The sequence below is a fragment of the Hydrogenophaga sp. ZJX-1 genome (genome assembly GCF_048590325.1).
Lineage (GTDB): Bacteria > Pseudomonadota > Gammaproteobacteria > Burkholderiales > Burkholderiaceae_C > Hydrogenophaga.
In genome coordinates this window covers 78,644-100,460 of the sequence record NZ_JBMBRA010000006.1, presented here as the reverse complement: position 1 = coordinate 100,460, position 21,817 = coordinate 78,644, and the positions used below count along the sequence as shown (strand labels likewise).

Annotated in this window: 22 protein-coding genes; 6 read left to right on the top strand and 16 right to left on the bottom strand. The window is 64.7% G+C overall.

Annotation, left to right across the window (positions count from 1 at the left end; genetic code table 11):
* Window positions 1–80 precede the first annotated feature (80 nt).
* Window positions 81–845 carry a hypothetical protein gene (locus ACN5W5_RS17420; protein ID WP_420049749.1) on the top strand — a complete coding sequence of 255 codons (765 nt, stop codon included), beginning with the start codon at window positions 81–83 and terminating at the stop codon, window positions 843–845.
* Between the two features lie 164 nt (window positions 846–1,009).
* On the opposite strand, the gene ACN5W5_RS17415 is transcribed toward ACN5W5_RS17420, so the two are convergent.
* From ACN5W5_RS17415 to ACN5W5_RS17405, 3 genes are all read right to left on the bottom strand, one after another.
* Window positions 1,010–3,493 (bottom strand): penicillin acylase family protein, encoded by a 2,484-nt coding sequence (locus tag ACN5W5_RS17415; protein ID WP_420049748.1) that lies wholly within the window; start codon window positions 3,491–3,493, stop codon window positions 1,010–1,012.
* A gap of 82 nt (window positions 3,494–3,575) precedes the next feature.
* Window positions 3,576–4,520: an FHA domain-containing protein gene (locus tag ACN5W5_RS17410; protein WP_420049747.1), complete on the bottom strand. Its 945-nt coding sequence runs from the start codon at window positions 4,518–4,520 to the stop codon at window positions 3,576–3,578.
* A 180-nt stretch (window positions 4,521–4,700) separates the two neighbouring features.
* Complete coding sequence (locus ACN5W5_RS17405) at window positions 4,701–4,847, bottom strand: hypothetical protein (protein ID WP_420049746.1); 147 nt, start codon at window positions 4,845–4,847, stop codon at window positions 4,701–4,703.
* 62 nt (window positions 4,848–4,909) lie between these two features.
* Between ACN5W5_RS17405 and ACN5W5_RS17400 the strand changes: the two genes are divergently transcribed.
* Window positions 4,910–5,242: a hypothetical protein gene (locus ACN5W5_RS17400; RefSeq protein ID WP_177134109.1), complete on the top strand. Its 333-nt coding sequence runs from the start codon at window positions 4,910–4,912 to the stop codon at window positions 5,240–5,242.
* 28 nt (window positions 5,243–5,270) lie between these two features.
* On the opposite strand, the gene ACN5W5_RS17395 is transcribed toward ACN5W5_RS17400, so the two are convergent.
* Entirely contained in the window at window positions 5,271–6,212 is a 942-nt protein-coding gene (locus tag ACN5W5_RS17395) for an LD-carboxypeptidase (RefSeq protein ID WP_420049745.1), read from the bottom strand.
* Between the two features lie 31 nt (window positions 6,213–6,243).
* Window positions 6,244–7,632 (bottom strand): tRNA adenosine(34) deaminase TadA, encoded by a 1,389-nt coding sequence (gene tadA, locus ACN5W5_RS17390; protein ID WP_420049744.1) that lies wholly within the window; start codon window positions 7,630–7,632, stop codon window positions 6,244–6,246.
* Window positions 7,633–7,696: 64 nt separating this feature from the next.
* On the opposite strand from tadA, the gene opgC reads away from it, so the two are divergent.
* A complete protein-coding gene (gene opgC, locus ACN5W5_RS17385; RefSeq protein ID WP_420049743.1) occupies window positions 7,697–8,839 on the top strand; it encodes an OpgC domain-containing protein in 1,143 nt (380 codons plus the stop codon).
* On the opposite strand, the gene ACN5W5_RS17380 is transcribed toward opgC, so the two are convergent.
* The 5 genes from ACN5W5_RS17380 to ACN5W5_RS17360 all read right to left on the bottom strand — a co-directional run bounded on the left by ACN5W5_RS17380 (window position 8,819) and on the right by ACN5W5_RS17360 (window position 13,691).
* Window positions 8,819–9,526: a GDSL-type esterase/lipase family protein gene (locus ACN5W5_RS17380; RefSeq protein ID WP_420049742.1), complete on the bottom strand. Its 708-nt coding sequence runs from the start codon at window positions 9,524–9,526 to the stop codon at window positions 8,819–8,821. The two genes, opgC and ACN5W5_RS17380, sit on opposite strands and share 21 nt — an antisense overlap.
* Complete coding sequence (locus ACN5W5_RS17375) at window positions 9,496–10,089, bottom strand: 2'-5' RNA ligase family protein (protein ID WP_420049741.1); 594 nt, start codon at window positions 10,087–10,089, stop codon at window positions 9,496–9,498. Before ACN5W5_RS17375 ends, ACN5W5_RS17380 begins: the two co-directional genes overlap by 31 nt.
* Window positions 10,090–10,176: 87 nt before the next feature.
* Window positions 10,177–11,793: a glutamine-hydrolyzing GMP synthase gene (gene guaA, locus ACN5W5_RS17370; protein ID WP_420049740.1), complete on the bottom strand. Its 1,617-nt coding sequence runs from the start codon at window positions 11,791–11,793 to the stop codon at window positions 10,177–10,179.
* A 71-nt stretch (window positions 11,794–11,864) separates the two neighbouring features.
* Window positions 11,865–13,334 (bottom strand): IMP dehydrogenase, encoded by a 1,470-nt coding sequence (guaB, locus tag ACN5W5_RS17365; RefSeq protein WP_177134125.1) that lies wholly within the window; start codon window positions 13,332–13,334, stop codon window positions 11,865–11,867.
* A 168-nt stretch (window positions 13,335–13,502) separates the two neighbouring features.
* Window positions 13,503–13,691, bottom strand: a complete 189-nt coding sequence (locus ACN5W5_RS17360; RefSeq protein ID WP_420049987.1) for a hypothetical protein — start codon at window positions 13,689–13,691, stop codon at window positions 13,503–13,505.
* On the opposite strand from ACN5W5_RS17360, the gene ACN5W5_RS17355 reads away from it, so the two are divergent.
* Window positions 13,600–14,061: a DUF4124 domain-containing protein gene (locus ACN5W5_RS17355; RefSeq protein ID WP_420049974.1), complete on the top strand. Its 462-nt coding sequence runs from the start codon at window positions 13,600–13,602 to the stop codon at window positions 14,059–14,061. The two genes, ACN5W5_RS17360 and ACN5W5_RS17355, sit on opposite strands and share 92 nt — an antisense overlap.
* Before the next feature lie 39 nt (window positions 14,062–14,100).
* On the opposite strand, the gene ACN5W5_RS17350 is transcribed toward ACN5W5_RS17355, so the two are convergent.
* Window positions 14,101–14,430: an RnfH family protein gene (locus tag ACN5W5_RS17350; protein WP_420049739.1), complete on the bottom strand. Its 330-nt coding sequence runs from the start codon at window positions 14,428–14,430 to the stop codon at window positions 14,101–14,103.
* On the bottom strand, window positions 14,427–14,870 hold the full coding sequence (locus tag ACN5W5_RS17345; protein WP_420049738.1) for a type II toxin-antitoxin system RatA family toxin: 444 nt from the start codon (window positions 14,868–14,870) through the stop codon (window positions 14,427–14,429). The genes ACN5W5_RS17350 and ACN5W5_RS17345 overlap by 4 nt, the downstream gene beginning before the upstream one ends.
* 103 nt (window positions 14,871–14,973) lie before the next feature.
* Between ACN5W5_RS17345 and smpB the strand changes: the two genes are divergently transcribed.
* Together smpB and ACN5W5_RS17335 are read left to right on the top strand one after the other, a co-directional pair.
* Complete coding sequence (gene smpB, locus ACN5W5_RS17340; protein WP_177134131.1) at window positions 14,974–15,468, top strand: SsrA-binding protein SmpB; 495 nt, start codon at window positions 14,974–14,976, stop codon at window positions 15,466–15,468.
* A 53-nt stretch (window positions 15,469–15,521) separates the two neighbouring features.
* Window positions 15,522–16,772 (top strand): glycosyltransferase, encoded by a 1,251-nt coding sequence (locus ACN5W5_RS17335; protein ID WP_420049737.1) that lies wholly within the window; start codon window positions 15,522–15,524, stop codon window positions 16,770–16,772.
* Between the two features lie 45 nt (window positions 16,773–16,817).
* On the opposite strand, the gene ACN5W5_RS17330 is transcribed toward ACN5W5_RS17335, so the two are convergent.
* Genes ACN5W5_RS17330 through truB form a run of 4 tightly spaced genes read right to left on the bottom strand, consistent with a single transcriptional unit; the run spans window position 16,818 to window position 21,816 of the window.
* The gene (locus ACN5W5_RS17330) at window positions 16,818–17,921 is read right to left on the bottom strand and encodes an enoyl-CoA hydratase/isomerase family protein (RefSeq protein WP_420049736.1); all 1,104 of its coding nucleotides are present in this window, start codon (window positions 17,919–17,921) and stop codon (window positions 16,818–16,820) included.
* Window positions 17,922–17,946: 25 nt separating this feature from the next.
* Complete coding sequence (locus ACN5W5_RS17325) at window positions 17,947–18,975, bottom strand: DMT family transporter (protein ID WP_420049735.1); 1,029 nt, start codon at window positions 18,973–18,975, stop codon at window positions 17,947–17,949.
* A 43-nt stretch (window positions 18,976–19,018) separates the two neighbouring features.
* Complete coding sequence (gene typA / locus ACN5W5_RS17320; protein WP_420049734.1) at window positions 19,019–20,839, bottom strand: translational GTPase TypA; 1,821 nt, start codon at window positions 20,837–20,839, stop codon at window positions 19,019–19,021.
* Window positions 20,836–21,816, bottom strand: coding sequence for a tRNA pseudouridine(55) synthase TruB (gene truB, locus ACN5W5_RS17315; RefSeq protein WP_420049733.1), 981 nt, complete (start codon window positions 21,814–21,816; stop codon window positions 20,836–20,838). Before truB ends, typA begins: the two co-directional genes overlap by 4 nt.
* Window position 21,817: the final 1 nt, after the last annotated feature.

Here is a 21,817-nt window from a genome sequence, read left to right as displayed (position 1 = left end):
CGGCTTGCCCGCCACCCTTTTGTTGGAACATAGGTCCAGCCTGATTGGCACCTTGTACGCCCCAACGAAAGGAATTCCCCATGAGCACCACCGAATCGGTTGGCAACATCGCCAGCGGCCTGCTGTCCTCCATCAGTGCCGCCTTGTCCACACACCTGCAGGACAAGGCGCTCAAGAAGATGGACACGGATGGCAACGGATCCGCCAGCCAGAGCGAGTTCCAGGCGGCCATGGAAAAGGTGTCCGGCAAACTGGGCATCGACATGGGTGAAGAAGGCGCTGCGAGCCTGTTTGCCAGCTTTGATGCCGACGCCGACGGTGCGCTGAATGCCGCCGAAGTGGGTCAGGCGATCAAGAATGTGTTCATGCCGCCCGAGAACACGCAGGCCTTCGTGCAGTCGCGGGGTGATGAAGCGCGCTTTTCCGAACTTGACGCCGATGGTGACGGCAGCATCTCGATGGCCGAGTTCGGCATCAACCCGGCGCAGACGGGTGAGATGTCCATGGTCAGCACCACCACAACGACCACGACCTATGTCAATTCCGGGGGGGAAACCGCCAACGGCGCCGAGGCGGTTGCGGGCACCGATGCAGCGCAAGCACTGGCGGCGGCCACGGGGGCACCCGAAGCTGCAGCAGAACCCGCCACCGTGATCGCGGCGGCCGACCCGTTGCAGGAACTGATCGGCTCGGTCGACAGCGACGGCGATGGCCAGATCAGCGGCGCCGAATTGAACACCTTTGTGGCCCAGCTGAGCAGTCAGCTGGAGGCCGCCTCGAAGAAATACAACGACGTGGCGCTGGCCTCTGCCAGCGGCGCCAAGACCCTCGACGAAGCAGCTTGAAATGGAACACCCCCGCCGCGCTTTGCGCGACCCCCAGGGGGGCGACACTGGCCGTCCGGCGAAGCCGGCCCGGCGGTGTCCTGGGTTGCACCGTTGCCGATGTCGGCGCAGCGCTCCGGCCTCCGGGAAAAACGGTGACTTTGCGCTCACCCTGCCCGGTATGGTCAGGGCACCAGTTTCAGGCTGCTGACCCAGCGCTCGGGTTGCATCCGCAGAGGACGGTATTGCACCGCCGCCCAGTCATCGCTCATGTCGCGGTAACGGCCTGAAAACACGTTGCCACTCTGCCCTGTCTGGTAGATGAACACCGACTTGTCGAGGTCGGCCAGGTCGTAGACCGCCCGCAGACTTGCCGCATGGCGGTTGGCAAAGGGTGCGTCGGCCTTGTCCAGGTGGTACTGCCCCACGTTGAGAGTGAACGGGTCGCCACCGGTGGGCGTGCGCACCTCAAACAGCGGCGCCAGTGCGCCCACGTTGCTGAACGGCCGGTGTATCGAGATCGCCGGGTGCGCGGTCCCCCAGCGCCAGGCCGAAACGTCCTGCCCCTGCATCGCCGACAGGCGGTCCAGCGCGCGATTCAGGGCTGCGCCGCTCGGCGCCGCACAGCCACCCGCCCCACACCAGCCGGCATCGTCACGTTCCAGCAAGTCTTCGACCGCGTTGCGAAACAGCCGCTTGCCGTAAATCGCCTCGAAACGCTCCTTGCCCAGCCGGCCACCGATGACCCCACGCGTGAATTCGTCGATCCACGCGGTGTAGATCAGCGGCGCCGCGCCGTCGGCGCGCATGCCACCGTCAAAACCCTTCAGGGCGTCCTGCGCCGCAGCGGCCAGCGGGTGGCTGGACGCGGCCTTCTGCAGGAACGGCAGCAGCCGCAAGGTCGCGGCCGATTGCTGATCGGCGTGCATGGCCTGGAAACTGGCCATGTCGTGCTTCGGTGTCTGCGCCAGCAAGGTCTCGATGCGTTCCTGGCGGTAGGGCGCTGCCCAGTCCTGGGTGAGAAAGTGCGGGTAGTCCGGGCCGTGGATGCGCTGGTTGGCGGTCGCGATCCAGCCCTTGCTGCCATCGTCCTGCGGCGTCTGCTCGTAGGGCAGCCAGCCCGCCCAGTCGTAGCGAGCCTCCCAGCCCGGCGCGGGCGCGACACCACGGATGTCGTTGCCCGGCTGGCGCAGAGGAATCTTGCCCACCGCTTTGAAGGCAATGCGTCCGCTTCGATCGGCCGCCACCACGTTCTGCATCGGCGCGTGGAAGTCGCGGTAGGCCTCCAGCAGATCGGCCACGGAACCCGCGCGGTTCGAAGCCAGCGTGGCCTGAACGTTGAGGTTGTCTGCGTCGAGCGCGGTCCAGCGCAGCGCCAGGGCGTAGCGCACTGTGTCGATCAGGGCCTGGGTGCGACCCGGCACATCGCTGATCACGGGGCCGTGGCGCGTGCGACGCACGGTGTGCTGCACGTCGGCCTGTCCCTTGACCCGGATGGTTTCCACACGGGTTTCGAAATCGGCCCAGGCACTGCCCTGCTCCGCCGGCACGCGGTATTGCGCCGGATTCGCGGGGTTGATCTGCTCCAGGTACAGATCCTGCACATCAGGCCCCGTGTTGGTGAAACCCCAGGCCACCTCGCGCGTGCGGCCCAGCACCACGAAGGGTGTGCCGGGCAGCGTGGCGCCCATGACGTCCATGCCCTTGAGCCCGTTCGCATCGGGCGCCTGCAGCCGCGCGAAATACCAGATGGCCGGTGCGCTCAGGCCGAGATGGGGGTCGTTGGCCAGCAGAGGTTGCCCGCTGACACTGCGCGTTCCGGCCACCACCCAGTTGTTGGAGCCCTTGCCTTCGATGTTGCCGAGTTCGTGGGTCCATTCGCGCAGATCCTGCCCGACGCGGGCGGCGAACGTGGTCGCGTCGGGTTGCGCACCGGAGGTCGCCAGCGGCTGGGGCCGGTAGACCGCGAGTTCGCGGTACAGCCGGGCCAGGTCGGCGCTCGCCGCCGGCGGTTCACCCGGATAGGGCGGGAACAGTTCCCACAGCTGGGGCGTATCCAGCACCTGCAAGGCGGTCAGGCGCGCGATTTCGTTGCCCCAGTTGCCCCCCAGGTCCAGCGCCATCATGATCGACCAGGCCACGCTGTCCACGGGCTCCCAGTAGCGACCGGCCGATGCATCGTCCCGCGGGTTGATCCCCAGGATCTGGAACTCCGGCGAAAGCGCCTGCTTGCCCTGCGCGTAAAACGCGTTCACCCCGTCGCTGTAAGCCTGCAGGGCCTGGCGGGCCTCGTCGGTCAGCCCCCCCAGCTGCGCGCGGGCGGCCGCGTGGATGCCCAGGCTGCGCATGAGTCGGTCGGTGTCCAGCGTGGCGGGGCCGAGGGCTTCGGAAAGCGTACCGCGCATGACGCGGCGGTTGAGTTCCATCTGCCAGCCACGTTCCTGCGCGTGCACGTAGCCCATGGCCATCCAGGCGTCGCGCGGATCGCTGGCCTGGATGTGGGTGACGTCGCTGGCATCACGCTGCACCTGGACGCTGGCCCGCAAGCCTTTGACACCCAGCTCACCATCCGTCTGCGGCAGGCTTCGATTGACGTAGATCGCCGCGGCGATCACCGTCAGCAGCAACAAAAGGCCCACGGCCCAGGATGTTCTTTTCAACCAGCGCATGAATGTCTCCTTGAGGGCCGTCATGTTGCCATGACGTCCACCGCCCCACCGTCATCGGGGAGACGGAGTGGGTGGGAGAGACTCAATCGCGCAGAGGGCCGTGACCGAGCAGCATGTGACCGTCCACCAGCTTGAAACCGACGGTGGGTGTGCTGATGTCGGTGAACGGTGCGCCCAGGGCGAACTCGCCATCGCTGTGCAACAGACACTCCTGGCGGCGCAGCGCGATCACGTTGTCGGTTCCGGTAAAACGCACCCAGGTGCCGTAGCTGCTGGTGTCTTCGAGCAGGTAGTTGCCCGAACGCATGTCGATGCTGGCGTGCAGGCGGGAAACGCGTGGATCGTTGATCACAAAATCGGCTTCGGGCACGCGACCGATCTTCACCGGCAGATCGGTCAGGTTGAACGCGTGGCTCATGTCCAGCCAGCCCAGTTCGATGCCCCCGTAGACCGACTCGGCGGATTTGCGCAAGGCGTGCAGATCGGCCGGCAGGGTCAGGAATTCGGACAGCATTTCCGATTGCCACTCGATGCGGAACACCTCGCAGGGTTCGACCCGGCCCTTGATGCGCATGGGCCCCAGGCTGCGGCTGCGCACGCCGTTGCGCGCACCCAGCTTGCGGATCACCGTGCTGGTGACCAGGATCTGCTCGGGCCCGGCAAGATCACTCAAGCGCGACGCCACATTGACCGCATCGCCAAAACAGTCCCCATCGACCTGCACCACCTGGCCGCGGGCCATGCCGATCTGCATCATGAGCTTGAGCCGGTTGGGCCACCGGGCCACGCGCTCTGCGTGCTCCTGCTGGATCTGGCTCATGCACTCGACGGCCAGCCGGTTGTTGGTGAAAGACAGCAGCACGCCGTCTCCCAGCATCTTGACCACCTTGCCGCTGTGCGCCAGGCCCACCGACCCGATCCACTGGGTCAGCTTGGTCACGGCTCTCGCCGCACGGTCGTTGCCCAGTGTTTCGAACACGGACACGCTGCCGGTGAGGTCGACAAAAGCAATCGTCAGTTCAGCCATGAATGATCAACATCTGCGTGGAATTACAACACACCGCCCTCGCCCACGAAGGCCGAGGATTCAGCGCGGGCCTCGCCAAGGTTGTGTGATATTTATCACAACACCAAGCGCCCAAGGGCCGGACAAGACGCTGATCCGGCCCGCTGTTCCAAAGGTCGATCCGGTTAGTGCAAAAAAGACTTAATTTTTAAAGCAAAACCAAGTTGCTGATGATGCTTTTCTATCGCCAAGGTACTCATAAAGCGCATCCATCATCTTAAACAATTCTGCTAACCCCATGATTTGCCTGTTGTTTTCTTGACTTGGCTCAAGTTGCTGCGATTGCATTCAAGGTGTTGACTGTCGTATTCTGAGGTCCAATAGAAAAAACCAGTCGTTGAGGTTTCACCATGCGTTGGATCAAACCCGCTTTGAGGAACAGCATTTCAGCCCTGTTGGGCAACGAGGTGCGCAAGCACTCTCCGGAATCGCTGGAACCCGTTCGCCAGGCCATGCTCGCCGCCTTGGGAGAAGACGGTGCACGACTCAATCCACGACTCAAACACCGGCTGCAATACCTGCACGATGCCCATGGCCTGTGGTACGCCCGTTCGGAAATGGTGGCCGTGCTCAGCAGCCTGCACGGCGAGGCCCACGCGGTCAACGCCGTCAAGAGCCTGTCATATGTGTTCCAGGGGTTGTTGCCCAAGAGCCTGATGGACGCCTGCCGCATGCGCCACTGAGCGGCGATACGGCCCGGTTCAACCCTCTTCAACCCCAGAAAACCAGGGCGTCCCTGCCCTGCACCAGCAGCTCCACCTTCTGCCCCACGGGCAGCATCACCTTGGTGGGCACGTGACCAAAGGGCAAACCGGTCAGCACCGGGGTCTTGGTCTTGCTGCGCAACCAGTCCACCACCGTCTGCAGCTTGAAGCCGCGGTCGTGCGGGCTGAGTTGGTAGCGGTTGAATGCGCCCAGCAGCACCGCTTTCTGTTCACCCAGGATGCCCGCGTGCAACAACTGCGTGAGCTGGCGCTCGATGCGGTAAGGGTGCTCGTTCACATCTTCCAGAAACAGGATGCCCCCCTTGACCCGAGGCAGCCAGGGTGTGCCCACCAGCGAACACAGCACCGAGAGGTTGCCGCCCCAGAGGATGGCATTGCGCACCTGCAGTGGCGGCATGTCCTCGACCGGTTTTTTGCCCCGTGCCGCCAGCGCCGGCAGATCGGACTTCGGCAGTTGCCACCCCGTGCCTTCACCCTGCCCACAGACCATGTCGTCGAAACAGGCTTCCATGATGTCGTCGGGCGTGTCTTCGGTGCCGAAGTCTTCCCCCAGCGCGGGGCCGGCCCAGGTGGTGGCGCCGGTCTTGGCCAGCAGCGCGCACTGCAAGGCGGTGAAATCGCTCAGGCCCACGAACTGGGTCCCTTTTTCAACGGCTTTGGCGATTTTTTTGTAGGGCAGCTCGGGCAAGATGCGCGTGAGCCCATAACCACCGCGCGAGATGAGCGCCACATCGGCACCGCTGGCCGCGGCACGGGTGATGGCCGCCAGACGTGAGGCGTCGTCGCCGGCAAAACGCAGGTGGCTGGCGAGCGCGGCCTCGTCGACCTCGACCTCGTGCCCCAGATTCTTGAGGCGGGCCACACCGCGTTTGAACGCTGCTTTGTCGCGTACCGCGCTGGACGGGGAATAGATATAGATGTGGCTCATGTGAAAAGATCGAAAACGGTCAAGGGCAGGATCATCGCGCAAAAAATGCGCAGGCCTCGTGGGCCACGCGCTCGCCGTGCTCCTGGACGAAATGCCCGGCCTCGGGCAGCAGCAGCGGTTCGGGGCAGTTGCGGATGTCGCGCTGCAGCGCGCGCATCACCGGCTCGCCCAGCACCGGGTCTTGCCGGCCGATGGCCATGAAGGTCTGGCCTTGCCAGTCGTGGCGCCAGAACTCGCGTGCCTGGCGCGAGACTTCTGCGCCATCGTCATCGGGCTGTTCGGGCACCATCGCCGGGAAGGCACGCAGTGCTGCGCGGTGGCCCCGGTCCGGAAAGGGCGCGTTGTAGGCCGCGCATTCTTCGGCGCTCATCTGCGGGTTGCCACGCGCGAAAAGGTGGGCGATGTCGAATTCGGGATTCTTGGCGCACATGTCGCGCCAGGCCAGAAAGCCGGGCGAGAGCGGGGCATCGCCAGTGGCCAGTGTGGTGTTCATCACCAGCAGGCCGCGGTAACGCTCTGGAGCCACCATGGGCAGCGTCAGGCCGAGCAGACCACCCCAGTCCTGCACCACCAGCACCACATGGCGCAAATCAAGCCGCTCAATCAGCTCCAGCAGCACCTGCCGGTGCCAGGTGAAGCTGTGGGCGCCCTCCTTCTTGGGCTTGTCGCTCTTGCCGAAACCGATCAGGTCGGGTGCGACCACCCGCGCGCCGCTGGCGGCGAACACGGGGATCATCTTCCGATAGAGGTAGCTCCAGGCCGGGTTGCCGTGCAGGCACAGCCAGGTGGCGCTGGCGTCGCTCGGCCCCAGGTCGAGGTAGTGCAGGCGCAGGCCGTTGAGGGACGGCAAGTCGCTGACGTAGTTCGGTGCCCAGGAATAGTCGGGCAAGCCGGTGAAACGCGCATCGGGCGTGCGCAGGGCGTCTTCCCGCAGTGGATGCGCGGCGCGGCGCTGGTCCTCGCGTCGCTGCCGGAAAAAATCGCTGAGCAGGGTGCCGCATTCGTCGGCCAGCACCCCGCCCTGCACGGCCGTCTGGTGGTTCAACTGGGGTTCCGCGAACAGGTTGATCACCGAACCGGCCGCACCGGTCTTGGGGTCGGCCGCGCCAAACACCACACGCGGGAGCCGCGCATGCAGCATGGCCCCGCTGCACATGGCGCAGGGTTCCAGCGTGACGTAAAGCGTGCAGTCGTCCAGCCGGTAATTGCCCAGTGCCTGTGCCGCCGCCCGCAGCGCGACGATTTCGGCATGGGCGGTGGGGTCCAGGCCGTCGATCGGCGCGTTGCGGCCGGTGGCGATCACGCGTCCACCCCGTACCACGACCGCGCCCACGGGCACTTCACCGGCCTGGGCCGCCCGCTGCGCCTCGGCCAGGGCCTCACGCATGAAACGGTGATCGGGAACGGCGGTGTCGGGCATGCGGCGAGTGTAGGCCAGGGCTTGGCGGCTCTGGCATGATCGCGGGTTCTTCTGGTTTACCCTGATGTCAAACGCTTCTCAACGCCGATGGGAGCTGGACGCCCTGCGCGGCCTCATGCTCGTCCTGATGACGCTGACCCACATGCCGACGATGTATTCGTTGCCATCGGGCCAGCCGTTCGGCTTTGTGTCGGCCGCCGAGGGCTTCGTGTTCCTGTCGGCTTTCATGGCGGGCCGCGTGTACGGCGGCCGGGCCCGGCGCGATGGCCTGCCGGCCATGCAGGCCGCCTTCTACAGCCGCGCGCTCAAACTCTACCTGTGCCAGGTCGGCCTGCTGCTGCTGGCCTTCACGCTGATCGCCTGGCTCGGCGTGTACAACCAGCAAGGCGGAGTGACCGGGCTGCTGGAGTTCTTTTTCATCGATCCCGGTACCGCGGTGGTGGCCGCAGTCCTGCTGCTGCACAACCCGCCACTGCTGGACATCCTGCCGCTGTACATCGCCCTGATGCTGCTGAGTCCCTGGTTGCTTCGCCGCGGCCTGCAGCGGGGTTGGCACGGCGTGCTGGCGGTCAGCGCCCTGCTCTGGCTGGCACAACAATGGGGGCTGGGTCAGGCGCTGTACGAGGGGTTCGTCCAAGGCACCGGTTTTTCCGTGCCCTACAAAGACATGGGCGCCTTCCACGGGTTTGCCTGGCAGGCACTGTGGGTGGCCGGCCTGTGGCTCGGCGCGCGGCAGCAGCCGTTGCCACGTTTCCCGTGGTGGCTGCTGGTACCGGCGACGCTCTATGCAGCGGGCATGCTGTTGTGGCGCCACATGGTGGGCCAGGACCCGATGCCCGGTGTGCCCGCTGTCGGCCAGTTGCTCGACAAATGGTCGCTCGGGCCGCTGCGGGTCCTGAACTTTGCCAGCGTGTTTGTCTTGCTGGTGTCGGCCGGCCCCTGGTTGAAACGGTTGCTGCCTCGCCCCTTGCCACTGGAAGTGCTGGGGCGCAACTCGCTGTCGGTGTTTTGTGCCCACGTCGTGATCGCGCTCTTCACCCTCGCCTTTTTCGGATCCACCGAGGTCGTGAGGCCCTGGACCACCGATGCCATGCTGCTGGCCAGCGCATTTGCCGGTCTGCTGGCGGTGGCGATGGCGGTGGAGACCCTTGAGCGCACCGGCTGGCGCCCTGCGCTGGCGTGGCCTTCAGGGCCGCAGGTGCGCTGAAACGATCTGGCGCCAGAGGCCATAGCCCTCGGCGCTCAGGTGAAGCTGGTCGTGCACATACAGTTCGGCTCTCGGCCGGCCGTCGTTGTCCAGCATGGCGGTGTGCACATCGATGTAGTCGAGATCGTCATGAGCCAGCACATGGGTCTGGATCAGCAGGTTGGCTTCGCGCATGGTCGTCATGTGCGCCAGCCGCGAGGGGCTGGGCTTGATCGACAGGTAGGCGATCCGCGTGTTCGGCAGCGCGGTCTGTACCTGCTGCACGAACCGCACAAAGTGGGTCAGCAGGTCCTGCGGTCCGGCACCCTCGGTCAGATCGTTTTCACCCGCGTAGAGCACCACCAGCCGCGGCCGGTAAGGCAGCACGAGACGGTGCACCAGGTCAGCGCAGTCCGACAGGCGCGAGCCGCCAAATCCGCGCCGGATCACCACCGGCTGCTCAGGGAAGGTGTTTTCCAGACTGGTCCACATCCGCACCGACGAACTGCCCACGAACAGCACGCCCCCGGGCGCCGGCAACTGTTGCCGGTCGGCCGCGGCGAAGGCGTCAAGTTCGGCCTTCCAGCGCTGCTCGGAGGGAACACTCTGAGCCCGCGCCCAAGCCCAGGACGTGGCCGCCAGCCCTGCCACGAACACGCGCCGGTTGATCTGGCCGGTCATGGATGCAAAGGCCAGGTGCCCAAGCATTCGTAGTAGCCATCCCCTACGTGGCTGTCAATCAACGCGAATTCGGTGGCCGTCCAGCGAACGGGTTCAATGGCCTGCGGGGGGACGAGCTTGCGGTCGTACAGCAAGGTCATGTGAGGATTGAAACCATGGTTCGCTGGCAAGGGCAAACCGACCCGGTGGACTTCCAGGTGCAGCAGCATGTGCAATCGATGCAGGTCGGTCAGGGATCGATGATCCGAATGCCACAAGACGACCGGATTGGTGCCTGCGCGATGGATGTCAAAGCTCTGCACCCGATCAAAAACCACCTCAATTCTCGGTGAGTCGACGCGTGCCGCGATGAACCGTGCCGCATCAACCGTCAGGGGCGAAACATCCGGTGCCACGGCATGCAGGGACACGTGCAATCTGTCCACGCCGATCAAATTGCCCGTCAACCCGTGGGCACGACGCAATTGCTCGGCAGCCCGGTTGACCTGTTCGGCGACTGCCTGAGGCGGCATGAGCGCGAAGAACAGATTGTGACGCCCGCGCACTGGCGGGGCCTCAACGGGGTCAAGCAAAGACAACTGGTGACTCATGACCCTAAAAATACCACCGACGGTGGTCTCAACGGAAGATGGCCCCTTGGCACATGGTTTCATGCCTCCGAGACGGTATCGCCTCGCTCATTCCCACTCTATGGTCGCGGGCGGCTTGCTCGACACGTCGTAGGTCACGCGATTGATGCCTCGCACCTCGTTGATGATCCTGCTCGACACCTTCTTGAGCAGCGCGTACGGCAGTTCCGCCCAGTCGGCGGTCATGAAGTCGCTGGTCTGCACCGCGCGCAGCGCCACCACGTAGTCGTAGGTGCGGCCATCGCCCATCACGCCCACGCTCTTGACGGGCAGGAACACGGTGAAGGCCTGGCTGGTCAGGTCGTACCAGCTCTTGCCAGAGGGGTGATCGATGGTGGAACGCAGTTCCTCGATGAAAATCGCGTCGGCCCGGCGCAGCAGGTCGGCGTATTCCTTCTTCACCTCGCCAAGAATGCGCACCCCCAGGCCCGGGCCCGGGAAGGGGTGGCGGTACACCATGTCGTGCGGCAGACCGAGCGCCACGCCGAGTTCACGCACCTCGTCCTTGAACAGGTCGCGCAGCGGCTCCAGCAACTTCAGACCGAGCTGTTCGGGCAGGCCACCCACGTTGTGGTGGCTCTTGATGGTGACGGCCTTCTTGCTCTTGGCGCCGCCGGATTCGATCACGTCCGGGTAAATAGTGCCTTGTGCCAACCACTTGGCGCCTTTTGTTGATGCACCACTTGAGATCAGTTTGGCGGCTTCAGCCTTGAAAACCTCGACGAATTCGCGGCCGATGATCTTGCGTTTGGCTTCCGGATCGCTCACGCCGGCGAGGTGGCCGAGGAACTGATCGGCCGCATCGACACGGATGACCTTGGCGTGCAGCTTGCCGACGAACATGTCCATCACCATGTCGCCTTCGTTCAGGCGCAACAGGCCATGGTCCACGAACACGCAGGTCAGCTGGTCTCCGATGGCGCGGTGGATCAGGGCTGCGGCCACGGAAGAATCCACGCCACCGGACAGGCCGAGAATCACCTCTTCGTCACCCACCTGCTCGCGGATCTTCTGCACCGCTTCATCGATGTGGTCGCGCATCACCCAGTCAGCCCGGGTATTGCAGATTTCGAGCACGAAACGCTCCAGCAGCGCCCGGCCCTGCACCGTGTGCGTCACTTCCGGATGGAACTGCACCGCGTAGTAGCCGCGATCCACGTCGGCCATGCCGGCGATGGGGCAGCTGTCGGTGCTGGCCATGAGTTTGAAGCCGGGTGGCATTTCGGTGACCTTGTCGCCGTGGCTCATCCAGACCTTGAGCATGCCGTGGCCTTCAGGCGTGTGGAAGTCGGCGATGTCCTTGAGCAACGGCGTGTGACCACGGGCGCGGACTTCGGCGTAACCGAACTCGCGGGTGTGGCCCGCCTCCACCTTGCCGCCGAGCTGTTGCGCCATGGTCTGCATGCCGTAGCAGATACCCAGCACCGGCACGCCCAGTTCAAACACCGCGTCGGGGGCCTTGTCGTCCACCTCGTAGACGCTGGCGTGGCTGCCGGAGAGGATCACGCCCTTGAGCTGGCCGTCGGCGGCGAACTCGCGCACCCATTCGCTGCTCACATCGCAAGGATGCACTTCGCAGTACACATGCGCCTCGCGCACGCGGCGGGCGATGAGCTGGGTGACCTGGGAACCAAAATCAAGGATGAGGATTTTCTGGTGTTGCATGGCGTTGTCTGGCTGGTCTGTTCAGAAAGCAAAAAGGCCGTCCATCAGGACGGCCATCGGCGCATGTGTGCTTACTCCGCTCGGTAATTCGGGGCTTCTTTGGTGATCTGCACGTCGTGCACATGGCTCTCCCGGATGCCGGCCGAGGTGATCTCGACGAACTCCGCCTTGTGGCGCATGTGTTCGATGCTGGGGCAACCGCAGTAGCCCATGGAGGCGCGCAGGCCGCCGGCCATCTGGAAGATGATGGAGACGACCGAGCCCTTGTAGGGCACGCGGCCTTCAATGCCTTCGGGCACCAGCTTGTCGGCATTCGGATTGCCGGTGCTGGACTCCTGGAAGTAGCGGTCGGCGCTGCCCTGCTGCATGGCACCAATGGAGCCCATGCCGCGGTAGCTCTTGTAGCTGCGGCCCTGGTACAGCACGATCTCGCCCGGCGCCTCTTCGGTGCCGGCGAACATGCCGCCCATCATCACCGTGTTGGCGCCGGCCGCGATGGCCTTGGCGATGTCGCCGCTGTAGCGGATGCCGCCGTCGGCGATCATGGGCACGCCCGTACCCTGCAAGGCGGTGGCCACGTTGTCGATGGCCATGATCTGGGGCACGCCCACACCGGCCACGATGCGGGTGGTGCAGATGGAGCCCGGGCCAATACCGACCTTGACGCCGTCAGCACCGGCCTCCACCAGCGCCATGGCCGCACCCCCGGTGGCGATGTTGCCGCCGATCACGTCCACTTGCGGGTAGTTCTGCTTGACCCAGCGCACACGGTCGATCACACCCTTGCTGTGGCCGTGGGCCGTGTCCACCACGATCGCGTCCACGCCCGCCTTGACCAGGGCCTCCACACGTTCTTCGGTGCCCTCGCCAACACCCACCGCCGCGCCCACGCGCAGCCTGCCCGACGCATCGCGCGCGGCATTGGGGAAGTTGAGCTGTTTGGTGATGTCCTTCACCGTGATCAGGCCCTTGAGCTCGAACGCCTCGTTGACCAGCAACAGGCGTTCCAGCTTGTGTTTGTTGAGCAGGGTCTTGGCCTCGGCCGGCGTGGTGCCGTCGGGCATGGTGATCAGGCGCTCACGAGGCGTCATGATCTCGCTCACGGGCAGGTCGTAACGGGTTTCGAAGCGCAGGTCACGCCCGGTGACGATGCCGACCACACGGCCCGCCTCCACCACCGGGAAGCCTGAAATACCCAGATCGTCGGACATCTTCATGACCTGACGGATCGTGGTCTGGGGCGTGATCACCACCGGATCGCGCAGCACGCCCGACTCGTAGCGCTTGACTTTGGCCACGTGTGCGGCCTGCTCTTGCGGCGTGAGGTTTTTGTGGATGATGCCGATGCCACCTTCCTGGGCAATGGCAATCGCCAGCCGGGCCTCGGTCACGGTGTCCATCGCGGCAGAAACCAGGGGCAGGTTCAGCTTGATGTTGCGGGAAAACTGGGTGGCGAGGGAGGTGTCCTTGGGAAGGACCTGGGAGTAAGCTGGCACCAGCAACACGTCGTCGAAGGTGAGCGCTTTGCCGAGTAGGCGCATGGGGTAAAGCTCCAAAAACACTATTGTATCCGGGCGCCCGGAGCCTCCGGGAACGCCGACGTCTTCCCACGCAGTGCCTGAGCGTGGCAAAAATGCCTCTGCAGCATCAACTCGATCGCTGGCACAGCAGGCCAGACATGCTGCGCGCCGGCTGGGGAAGTAAACTGGTCAGATGGAACATTCAATCTCTTCCCTGTCCGGCGTCCTCAAGTTCGCGCTCGCCGCTTTGACGGTTTTGGCTTGCAGCAGCGCGCCCGCGCAATGGCTGTGGATTGATGCCTCCGGCAACAAGGTGTTCAGCGACACCGCCCCGGCACCCGGGGTGCCTGAAAAAAACATTCTGAAGCGGCCGGGCATGCGCAGCGCCCCCGCAGTGGTGGAAGCCGACACCGCAGCTGCTGCGCCCCAGGCGGCCCCACCCTTGAACCCACCCAAACCCAGCGGGCGCGACGCGGCGCTGGAAGCCAAGAAAAAACAGGCCGAGGAAGCCGAACTGGCGAAGAAAAAAGCCGAGGCCGAAAAAATCGCCAAGGCGCGGGCAGAGAACTGCGATCGGGCCCAGCGCGCCAAAGCGACGCTGGATTCGGGCGTTCGTGTGGCTACCACCAACGCCAAGGGTGAACGGGAGATCATGGACGACAAGGCCAGGGCTTCTGAAACCCAGCGGCTCAACGAGATCATTCGCGCCGATTGTGGCCCGGCTCCCCAGGCACAGGCCCCCCAGTAAGACCGCTGTGGTGAGTGGACTCGGCCTTCCGGGGACGGGTCAGTAGCCCGCCTTGGAGCCCGGCCTGCGTCGTGCAAACAGGCCGGTGCCCCGAGCGCCCTGCCCCACGAAGCGTTCCCGGCGCGCGACCTTCGGGTCCACCCGGAGCGCGCGGTACACCTCCACCCGATCGCCCTCCCGGAGTGCCGTGGACGGCGTGGCTTTGTGCCCCCAGATGCCCAGTGCCAGGGGCTCACGCCGAATGTCCGGGAACTGGGCCAGCCAGCCGCTTTGCTCCAAGGCCTGGGCGATGCTGCAGCCGTCGGCCACCTGCAGCGCCAGCTGATGCACCGTGCGGGGCGCACTGGCGTAGACCAGCGTGATGTTCATGCGCCGTACACCTGGTCGGCGCGCTTGACGAAGGCGTCCACCAGATTGCCCGCGATCTTGTCAAACACCGGGCCCACGAGCTTGGCCAGCGTGTTGCTGGAGAAACCGTAGGTCAGACGGAATTCGACTTTGCAAGCCCGCTCCGTACCGTCACCCAGCGGCGTGAAATCCCAGCAACCCTCCAGATGCGAAAACGGTCCGTCCACCAGCTCCATCAGCACCTGGCGGTCGTCGACATGGGTGTTGCGGGTCGTGAAACTATGGCGCAGGCCGCTGATGGACATGCCCACTTTGGCCACCATGCCTTCTTTGCCACGTTCAACCACTTCACCGTGGTCGCACCAGGGCAAAAACTGCGGATAGTGGTGCACATCGGTCACCAGCGCGAACATCTCGTGGGCGCTGTGCCAGAGCAAAACAGACTTTTGAATCGTTTTCATACAATCAGGCGGGCATTTCAGGCAAGCCGCCAACAATGACATGCCGCCCGGCAGCTTCTTCGCTGCCATTGTATTGGCCAGAAACGGCCGCAACTGACACTCCATGGCCACCAAACCCAGTAAAAGCGCGCCCACCAAGGGCGTCGACAGCCGCATTGCCGATAACAAAAAGGCGCTGTTCAACTACGCTATCGAGGAGCGTTTCGAGGCCGGCATGGTGCTCGAAGGCTGGGAGGTCAAAGCGCTGCGCGAGGGCAAGGTGCAGCTGACCGATGGCTATGTCGTCATCCGCGAAGGCGAGCTGTTCCTGATCGGGTGCCAGATCAATCCGCTCAACACCGCCTCGACCCACGTCAGCCCGGACTCGGTGCGCACCAAAAAACTGCTGCTGCACCGCGACCAGATCAGCCGCCTCATCGGCAAGATCGAACAGAAGGGCTATACCCTGGTGCCGCTCAACCTGCACTGGAAAAATGGCAAGGTGAAGTGTGAAATGGCACTGGCCAAGGGCAAGGCCGAACACGACAAGCGCGACACCATCAAGGAGCGCGAAGGCAAGCGCGAGGTCGAACGGGCGATGAAGAGCCGAAGCCGCTGAGACCGGGCGATCGATCAATGGCGTACGCCGATGAACCCAGAAGGAAGGCGCCTTTGAAATACCTGTTCATCCACCAGAACTTTCCGGGTCAATTCCGGCACCTGGCGCCTGCGCTGGCCGCGCAACCAGGCAATCAGGTCGTGGCGCTGATGGTGCAACCCAAGGGCGAGCCGCAGACCTGGCGCGGGGTGCGGGTGCTGCCCTACCCGCTTCAGGGCGCCAACACGCCGGGGCTGCACCCCTGGCTGGTCGACATCGAAACCAAGACGCTGCGGGCCACGGCCTGCTGGCAGGCGGCACGATCGCTGCGCAACCAGGGCTTTGTGCCCGACGTGATCGTGGCACACCCGGGATGGGGTGAACCGATGTTCGTGAAGCAGGTCTGGCCCCGGGCCCGGCTGGGCTTGTACGCCGAGTTTTTCTACCAGCTCGACGGCGCCGATGTGGGTTTTGACCCCGAGTTCGCTCCACCCGATGCGGAAGCCGATGCCTGCCGTCTGCAGATGAAAAACCTCAACCACCTGGCCCACCTGGACCAGGCCGACGGAGCCTTGAGCCCGACCCACTGGCAGGCCAGCACCTTTCCCACGGCCTGGCGCAACCGCATCTGCGTGGCGCACGACGGCATTGACACCGACGTGCTGTGCCCCGACCCCGATGTGCGTTTTCCGTTGCCGGGCGGTGCGCGGACGCTGACCCGGGACGATGAGGTGATCACCTATGTGGCGCGGAATCTGGAGCCCTACCGCGGCATTCACGTGCTCATGAGGGCCTTGCCTGCCTTGTTGCACGAGCGGCCGAACGCGCAGGTGCTGCTGGTGGGCGGCGAAGAGACGGGCTATGGGGCGGCTGCTCCTGCCGGGCGCACCTGGCGCGAGGTGTTCTGCAGCGAAGTGAAAGACCAGATCCCTGACGCGGACTGGGCCAGGGTGCACTTTCTCGGCAGGCTGGAGCGCGAGGCGTTCACCCGGCTGCTGCAGGTGTCGCGGGTGCATGTGTACCTGAGCTACCCTTTTGTGCTGAGCTGGAGCCTGCTGGAGGCCATGAGCGTGGGCGCTGCGATCGTGGCCAGCGACACCGCGCCGGTGCGCGAAGTGATCGCGCCAGGTGAAACCGGGCAACTGGTGGATTTTTTCGATGGAACGGGGCTGGTTCGATCCATTGGCTCACTGCTGGACGATGCCGCAGAACGCCAGCGGCTGGGGACCGCCGCGCGCGCCTTCGCGCGATCCCACTACGATCTCAACCGCGTGTGCCTGCCGCAACAGCTGGCCTGGGTGCACAGCCTGTCCGCCGGGCTCTGACGATTTGGCCAGGGCCAGGCGGCCGCGTACGAGCCATGCCTCCAATCAGCTCAGTGACCGCAGCGGATGCGCATGCGCGGGCCAGGGACTGACGAAGAACGGGGCAACCATCTCGGGCGTCACATCTTCAACGCGGGTGGGGTTCCAGCGCGGGCTGTGGTCCTTGTCCACGGCCAGCGCGCGGATGCCCTCCACCGTTTCACTCGCCGCGCCGGGGCGCAGATGGAAACAATGGCGCACCATGTCGCGCTCCATGCGCAAGGCGTCGGCCAGGCCCATGCGACGGGCCCGGCGCACCTGCTCCAGCACCACGTGCAGCATCAGCGGCGAGCGCTTGTTCAACACCGCCAGTGTCTGGGCCGCCCAGTCGCCTGGGGTTGCGGCCAGCGCTGACACGATCGCCCCCACGCTGTCCAGCGAAAACACCCGGTCGATCTCGGCCAGCGGCCAGACCACCCGGGTGAAAACCTTTTGTTCGTGGTTGCGGCACCAGCGCTCGACAGCCTCTCCGCTTTCAAACGGCGTCTGACCCAGCGTCTCCCACAAACCGGTCAGGCGGCCGCTGTCCATCAAGGCATCGGCCAGGCCCATGCTCATGGCTTCGGTGCCACCCAGTACGTGTCCCGTGAGCCCGAGGTATTCACCCAGGCGACCGGGGCAACGGCTCAGGAAATAGCCGCCACCCACGTCGGGGAAAAGACCGATACCGGTTTCGGGCATGGCCAGTTTGCTGCGCTCGGTGACGATGCGCAGGCTGGCCCCCTGGCTGATGCCCATGCCGCCGCCCATGACGATGCCGTCCATGAGGGCGATATAGGGCTTGGGGTAGGTGTGGACCAGGTGGTTGAGCGCGTATTCTTCGGTGAAGAAGTCCTCCAGCTCGGGATCGCCGGCCAGCGCTGCCTGATGGAAAAAACGGATGTCGCCGCCCGCACAGAAGGCCCCGAACGGGCCTTCCTTGCCCATGCCGCGCACCACCACGGCCAGCACATGGGTGTCGTCGCGCCAGGCGATCAGGGCCGCCGTGATGTCGCGGATCATGCCCAGCGACAGCGCGTTGAGCGCCTTGGGCCGGTTCAGCGTGATGCAGCCGACGCGGCCACGAACCTCGGCCACGACAAGGGATTCAGAAGCAAGCGCATTGGTCATGTGAGGGATCCTCGGTTCGGTCGGTTCAGGATTCGCGGGCGTCGGCGTTGAGGGTCTGTATGCGTGGCGTGCCGGCTCGCGACCGCCAGCCCAGCAGTTCGTTGATCACCAGGGCGGCGATCACCAGACTGCCCCCGGCGAGCACCTCGGTTCCCGGCACCTCGTTCGCCAGCCACCATGCAAGGACGATGCCGAAAATCACCTCCAGCAGGGCGAGCAGGGACACTTCAGGCGCCTTGAGCACGCGAGCACAGACAACAGAGAGCACGCAGGGAATGGCCAGCTGCACCAGCCCCAGCAAGGCCAGCCAGCCGATGTCCGCGCGGGTGGCCGCAAACGGCAGCGCCAGTGCGAGCGTGTAGAGCGCAGACAGCACCGCCCCGAGCATGACCGATGGCACGAGGTCGATGCGCTCGCCGTGCGACTGGCTGCGTTGCACCACCGTCCAGTTGACGGCAGCGGCCACAGGCACGCACAGCGCGATCAGGGAGCCCAGCAACAGGCCCGATGCGCTGGCCGTCGTGTCCGACAAGGCGGTCAGCATCTGGCTCCCATACATATAGGCAATACCCGCACCAGCTGCAACAATGGCCAGCCAGGTGCGCAGCGGCAGACGCTGCCCGATGGCAAAGCGCGCCAGCAAGGCCGTCATCAAAGGGCCCAGCGCCATGATGACGAGAACGTTGGCCACACTGGTGAAGGTCAGCGCGAGCATGAAGGCGGTGAACATCACGCTCCAGCACACGCCGGACACCCAGAACGCACGCGACTCGGGCAAAAGACCCCAATGTTGATGGAGGGTACGGCCGATGACCGAGCGCGCCTGCTCACCGGGTGCCTGAACGCCCCCCCGGCGGTCGGCCGCACGCCAGACCGGCAGGATGACCAGCAACGACAGCGCCGTGAACGCACTGCGCCAGAAAGTCACCTCGAAGCGGGCCGCCGATTCGAGCTGGCGCGACACCACGCCGGCGATCGACCACATGAGGGTCACCGCGATCATCATGAACACCGCCTGGGTGTGGCTCAGGCGGCTGAGGGCGCGAAAAGGCATGGGCTGAAACCACAACACGGCGCCAGGCCGTGTCGAAGCGTCATCAGTCGCGGTTGCGCTTGCGGTCGCTTTCTTTCAGGAAGCGCTTGCGCAGACGGACCGACTTGGGCGTGATTTCGACCAGCTCGTCGTCTTCAATGAACTCGACGCCGTATTCCAGGTTCAGGTCGATCGGCGGCGTGATCTTGATCGCATCTTCCTTGCCGGAGACGCGGAAGTTGGTCAGCTGCTTGGTGCGCGTGGCGTTGACCACGAGGTCGTTGTCGCGGCTGTGGATGCCGACGATCATGCCTTCGTACACCGGGTCACCGGCCTTCACGAACATGCGGCCGCGGTCGTCCAGCTTGCCCAGGGCGTAGGTGAAGATCTCACCATCGTCCATGGAGATCAGCACGCCGTTCTTGCGGCTGGCGATGTCACCCTTGTGCGGCTCGTAGCTGTCGAAGATGTTGGAGATCAGGCCGGAACCGCGGGTCAGGTTCAGGAATTCGTTGGTGAAACCGATCAGGCCACGGGCCGGGATGCGGTATTCCAGGCGCACGCGGCCACGGCCGTCCGGCTCCATGTTGACCAGCTCGCCCTTGCGTTCGCCCAGGGCCTGCATCACGCCACCCTGGTGCTGCTCTTCGATGTCGGCCGTCACCAGCTCGATGGGCTCATGCCGCACACCATCCACATCACGGAACACCACGCGCGGCTTGGACACAGCCAGCTCGTAGCCTTCGCGGCGCATGTTCTCCAGCAGGATGGTCAGGTGCAGTTCACCGCGACCCATCACTTCAAAGATGCCGTCTTCGCTGGTTTCGCTGACGCGCAGCGCCACGTTGGACTGCAGTTCCTTCTGCAGACGGTCCCAGATCTGGCGGCTGGTCACGAACTTGCCTTCGCGGCCTGCCAGCGGGCTGGTGTTGACGCAGAAGTTCATGGTCAGGGTCGGTTCGTCGACCTTGAGCATGGGCAGCGGTGCAGGGTTCAGCGGATCGGTCACGGTCACGCCGATGCCGATGTCGGCAATGCCGTTGATCAGCACGATCTCGCCCGGGCCGGCTTCGGTCGCCTGCACACGGTCCAGACCCTGGAACGTCAGCACCTGGTTGATGCGGCCCTTGATGGTCTTGCCATCGGGGCCTTCCATCACCAGCACGTCCATGTTGGGCTTGATCGTGCCTTGGCTGATGCGGCCCACGCCGATGCGGCCGACGAAGGACGAGAAATCGAGTGCGGAGATCTGCAGCTGCAACGGCGCTGACGCGTCGCCGGTCTGCGCGGGCACGTGCTTCAGCACGGTCTCGAACAGGGCCGACATGTCGGGACCCCACTGCTCACCGGGCGCGCCCTCTTCCAGCGAAGACCAGCCGTTGATACCGGAGGCATAGACCACCGGGAAATCGAGCTGTTCGTCGTTGGCACCCAGCTTGTCGAACAGGTCGAAGGCGGCGTTGACCACCTTGTCGGGGTTCGCACCGGGCTTGTCCACCTTGTTGACCACCACGATGGGCTTCAGACCCAGGGCCAGCGCCTTCTTGGTCACGAAGCGGGTCTGTGGCATCGGGCCTTCCTGGGCGTCGATCAGCAGCACCACACCGTCCACCATGGACAGGGCGCGTTCGACTTCACCACCGAAGTCCGCGTGGCCGGGGGTGTCCACGATGTTGATGTGCGTGCCCTTCCAGCTCACCGCGCAGTTCTTGGCCAGGATGGTGATGCCGCGCTCTTTTTCGATCGCGTTGTTGTCCATGACCGTGTCCACGACTTTTTCGTGTTCGGCGAAGGTGCCCGACTGGCGCAGCAGCTGGTCAACCATGGTTGTTTTGCCGTGGTCGACGTGGGCGATGATGGCGATGTTGCGGATCTGTTTGCTCATGTTGCGGTTTCCAGGATTTGCTGTATTTCAATGGGGCTCAGCAGCCGCCCCGGGATGAGTTCACCGCCCTCTGTGTGCCCGCTGCCAAGCAGGACCATCGAGGGGTTTGACGTTTCGGTGGAGGTCGTCGGCGCCGGGCCGAACACCGCCACCTGGTTCTGATCAGGCCATTCGCCTCGCCGGCGCACACCACTGAGGTAGCGTCCGGCATTGTCGGCATCCAGCGTGACCGGCACATGTCCTTCAAGCAAGACCTGGACCGGCGCCAGGTGCGCCAGCCGCTGGTCTTCGGTTTCCGAGGCCAGGGCATCCAGGGTGGTGCACTGTGTGGCATCAAAAGGCCCGGTGGCGGTGCGGCGCAGCATGGTCAGATGCCCGCCACAGCCCAGCGCTTCGCCAATGTCTTCGCCCAGGGTACGGATGTAGGTGCCCTTGCTGCAGCGCACGCGCAGTCGCAGGCAAGGTGCGTCGCCGTCAAGCTGCATGTCCAGCAGGTCCAGATCGTGAATCACCACCTGGCGCGCTTCGCGTTCGACGGTCTGGCCGTCGCGGGCGTATTCGTACAGCGGCTTGCCGTCTTTCTTCAGCGCGCTGTGCATGGGCGGTACCTGGGCGATCGGGCCCATGAAGCGGTCGAGCACCTCGACCACCTGACCCGCGGTACAGGTCACAGGCCGGGTTTCGATCACATCACCTTCGGCGTCACCGGTGCTGGTTTTCAGTCCCAGGCGCACGGTGGTTTCGTAGGTCTTGTCCGCGTCGAGGTGCAACTGGCTGAACTTGGTGGCCGCGCCAAAACACAAGGGCAGCACACCGGTGGCCAGCGGATCGAGCGTGCCGGTGTGGCCGGCTTTTTCGGCGCGCAGCAACCACTTGGCCTTCTGCAAGGCCTGGTTGCTGGAGAGACCCAGCGGTTTATCTAGCAGCAGCACCCCATGCACAGGGCGCCGTTGCACCCTGGTGCTTTGGCGCTGCATG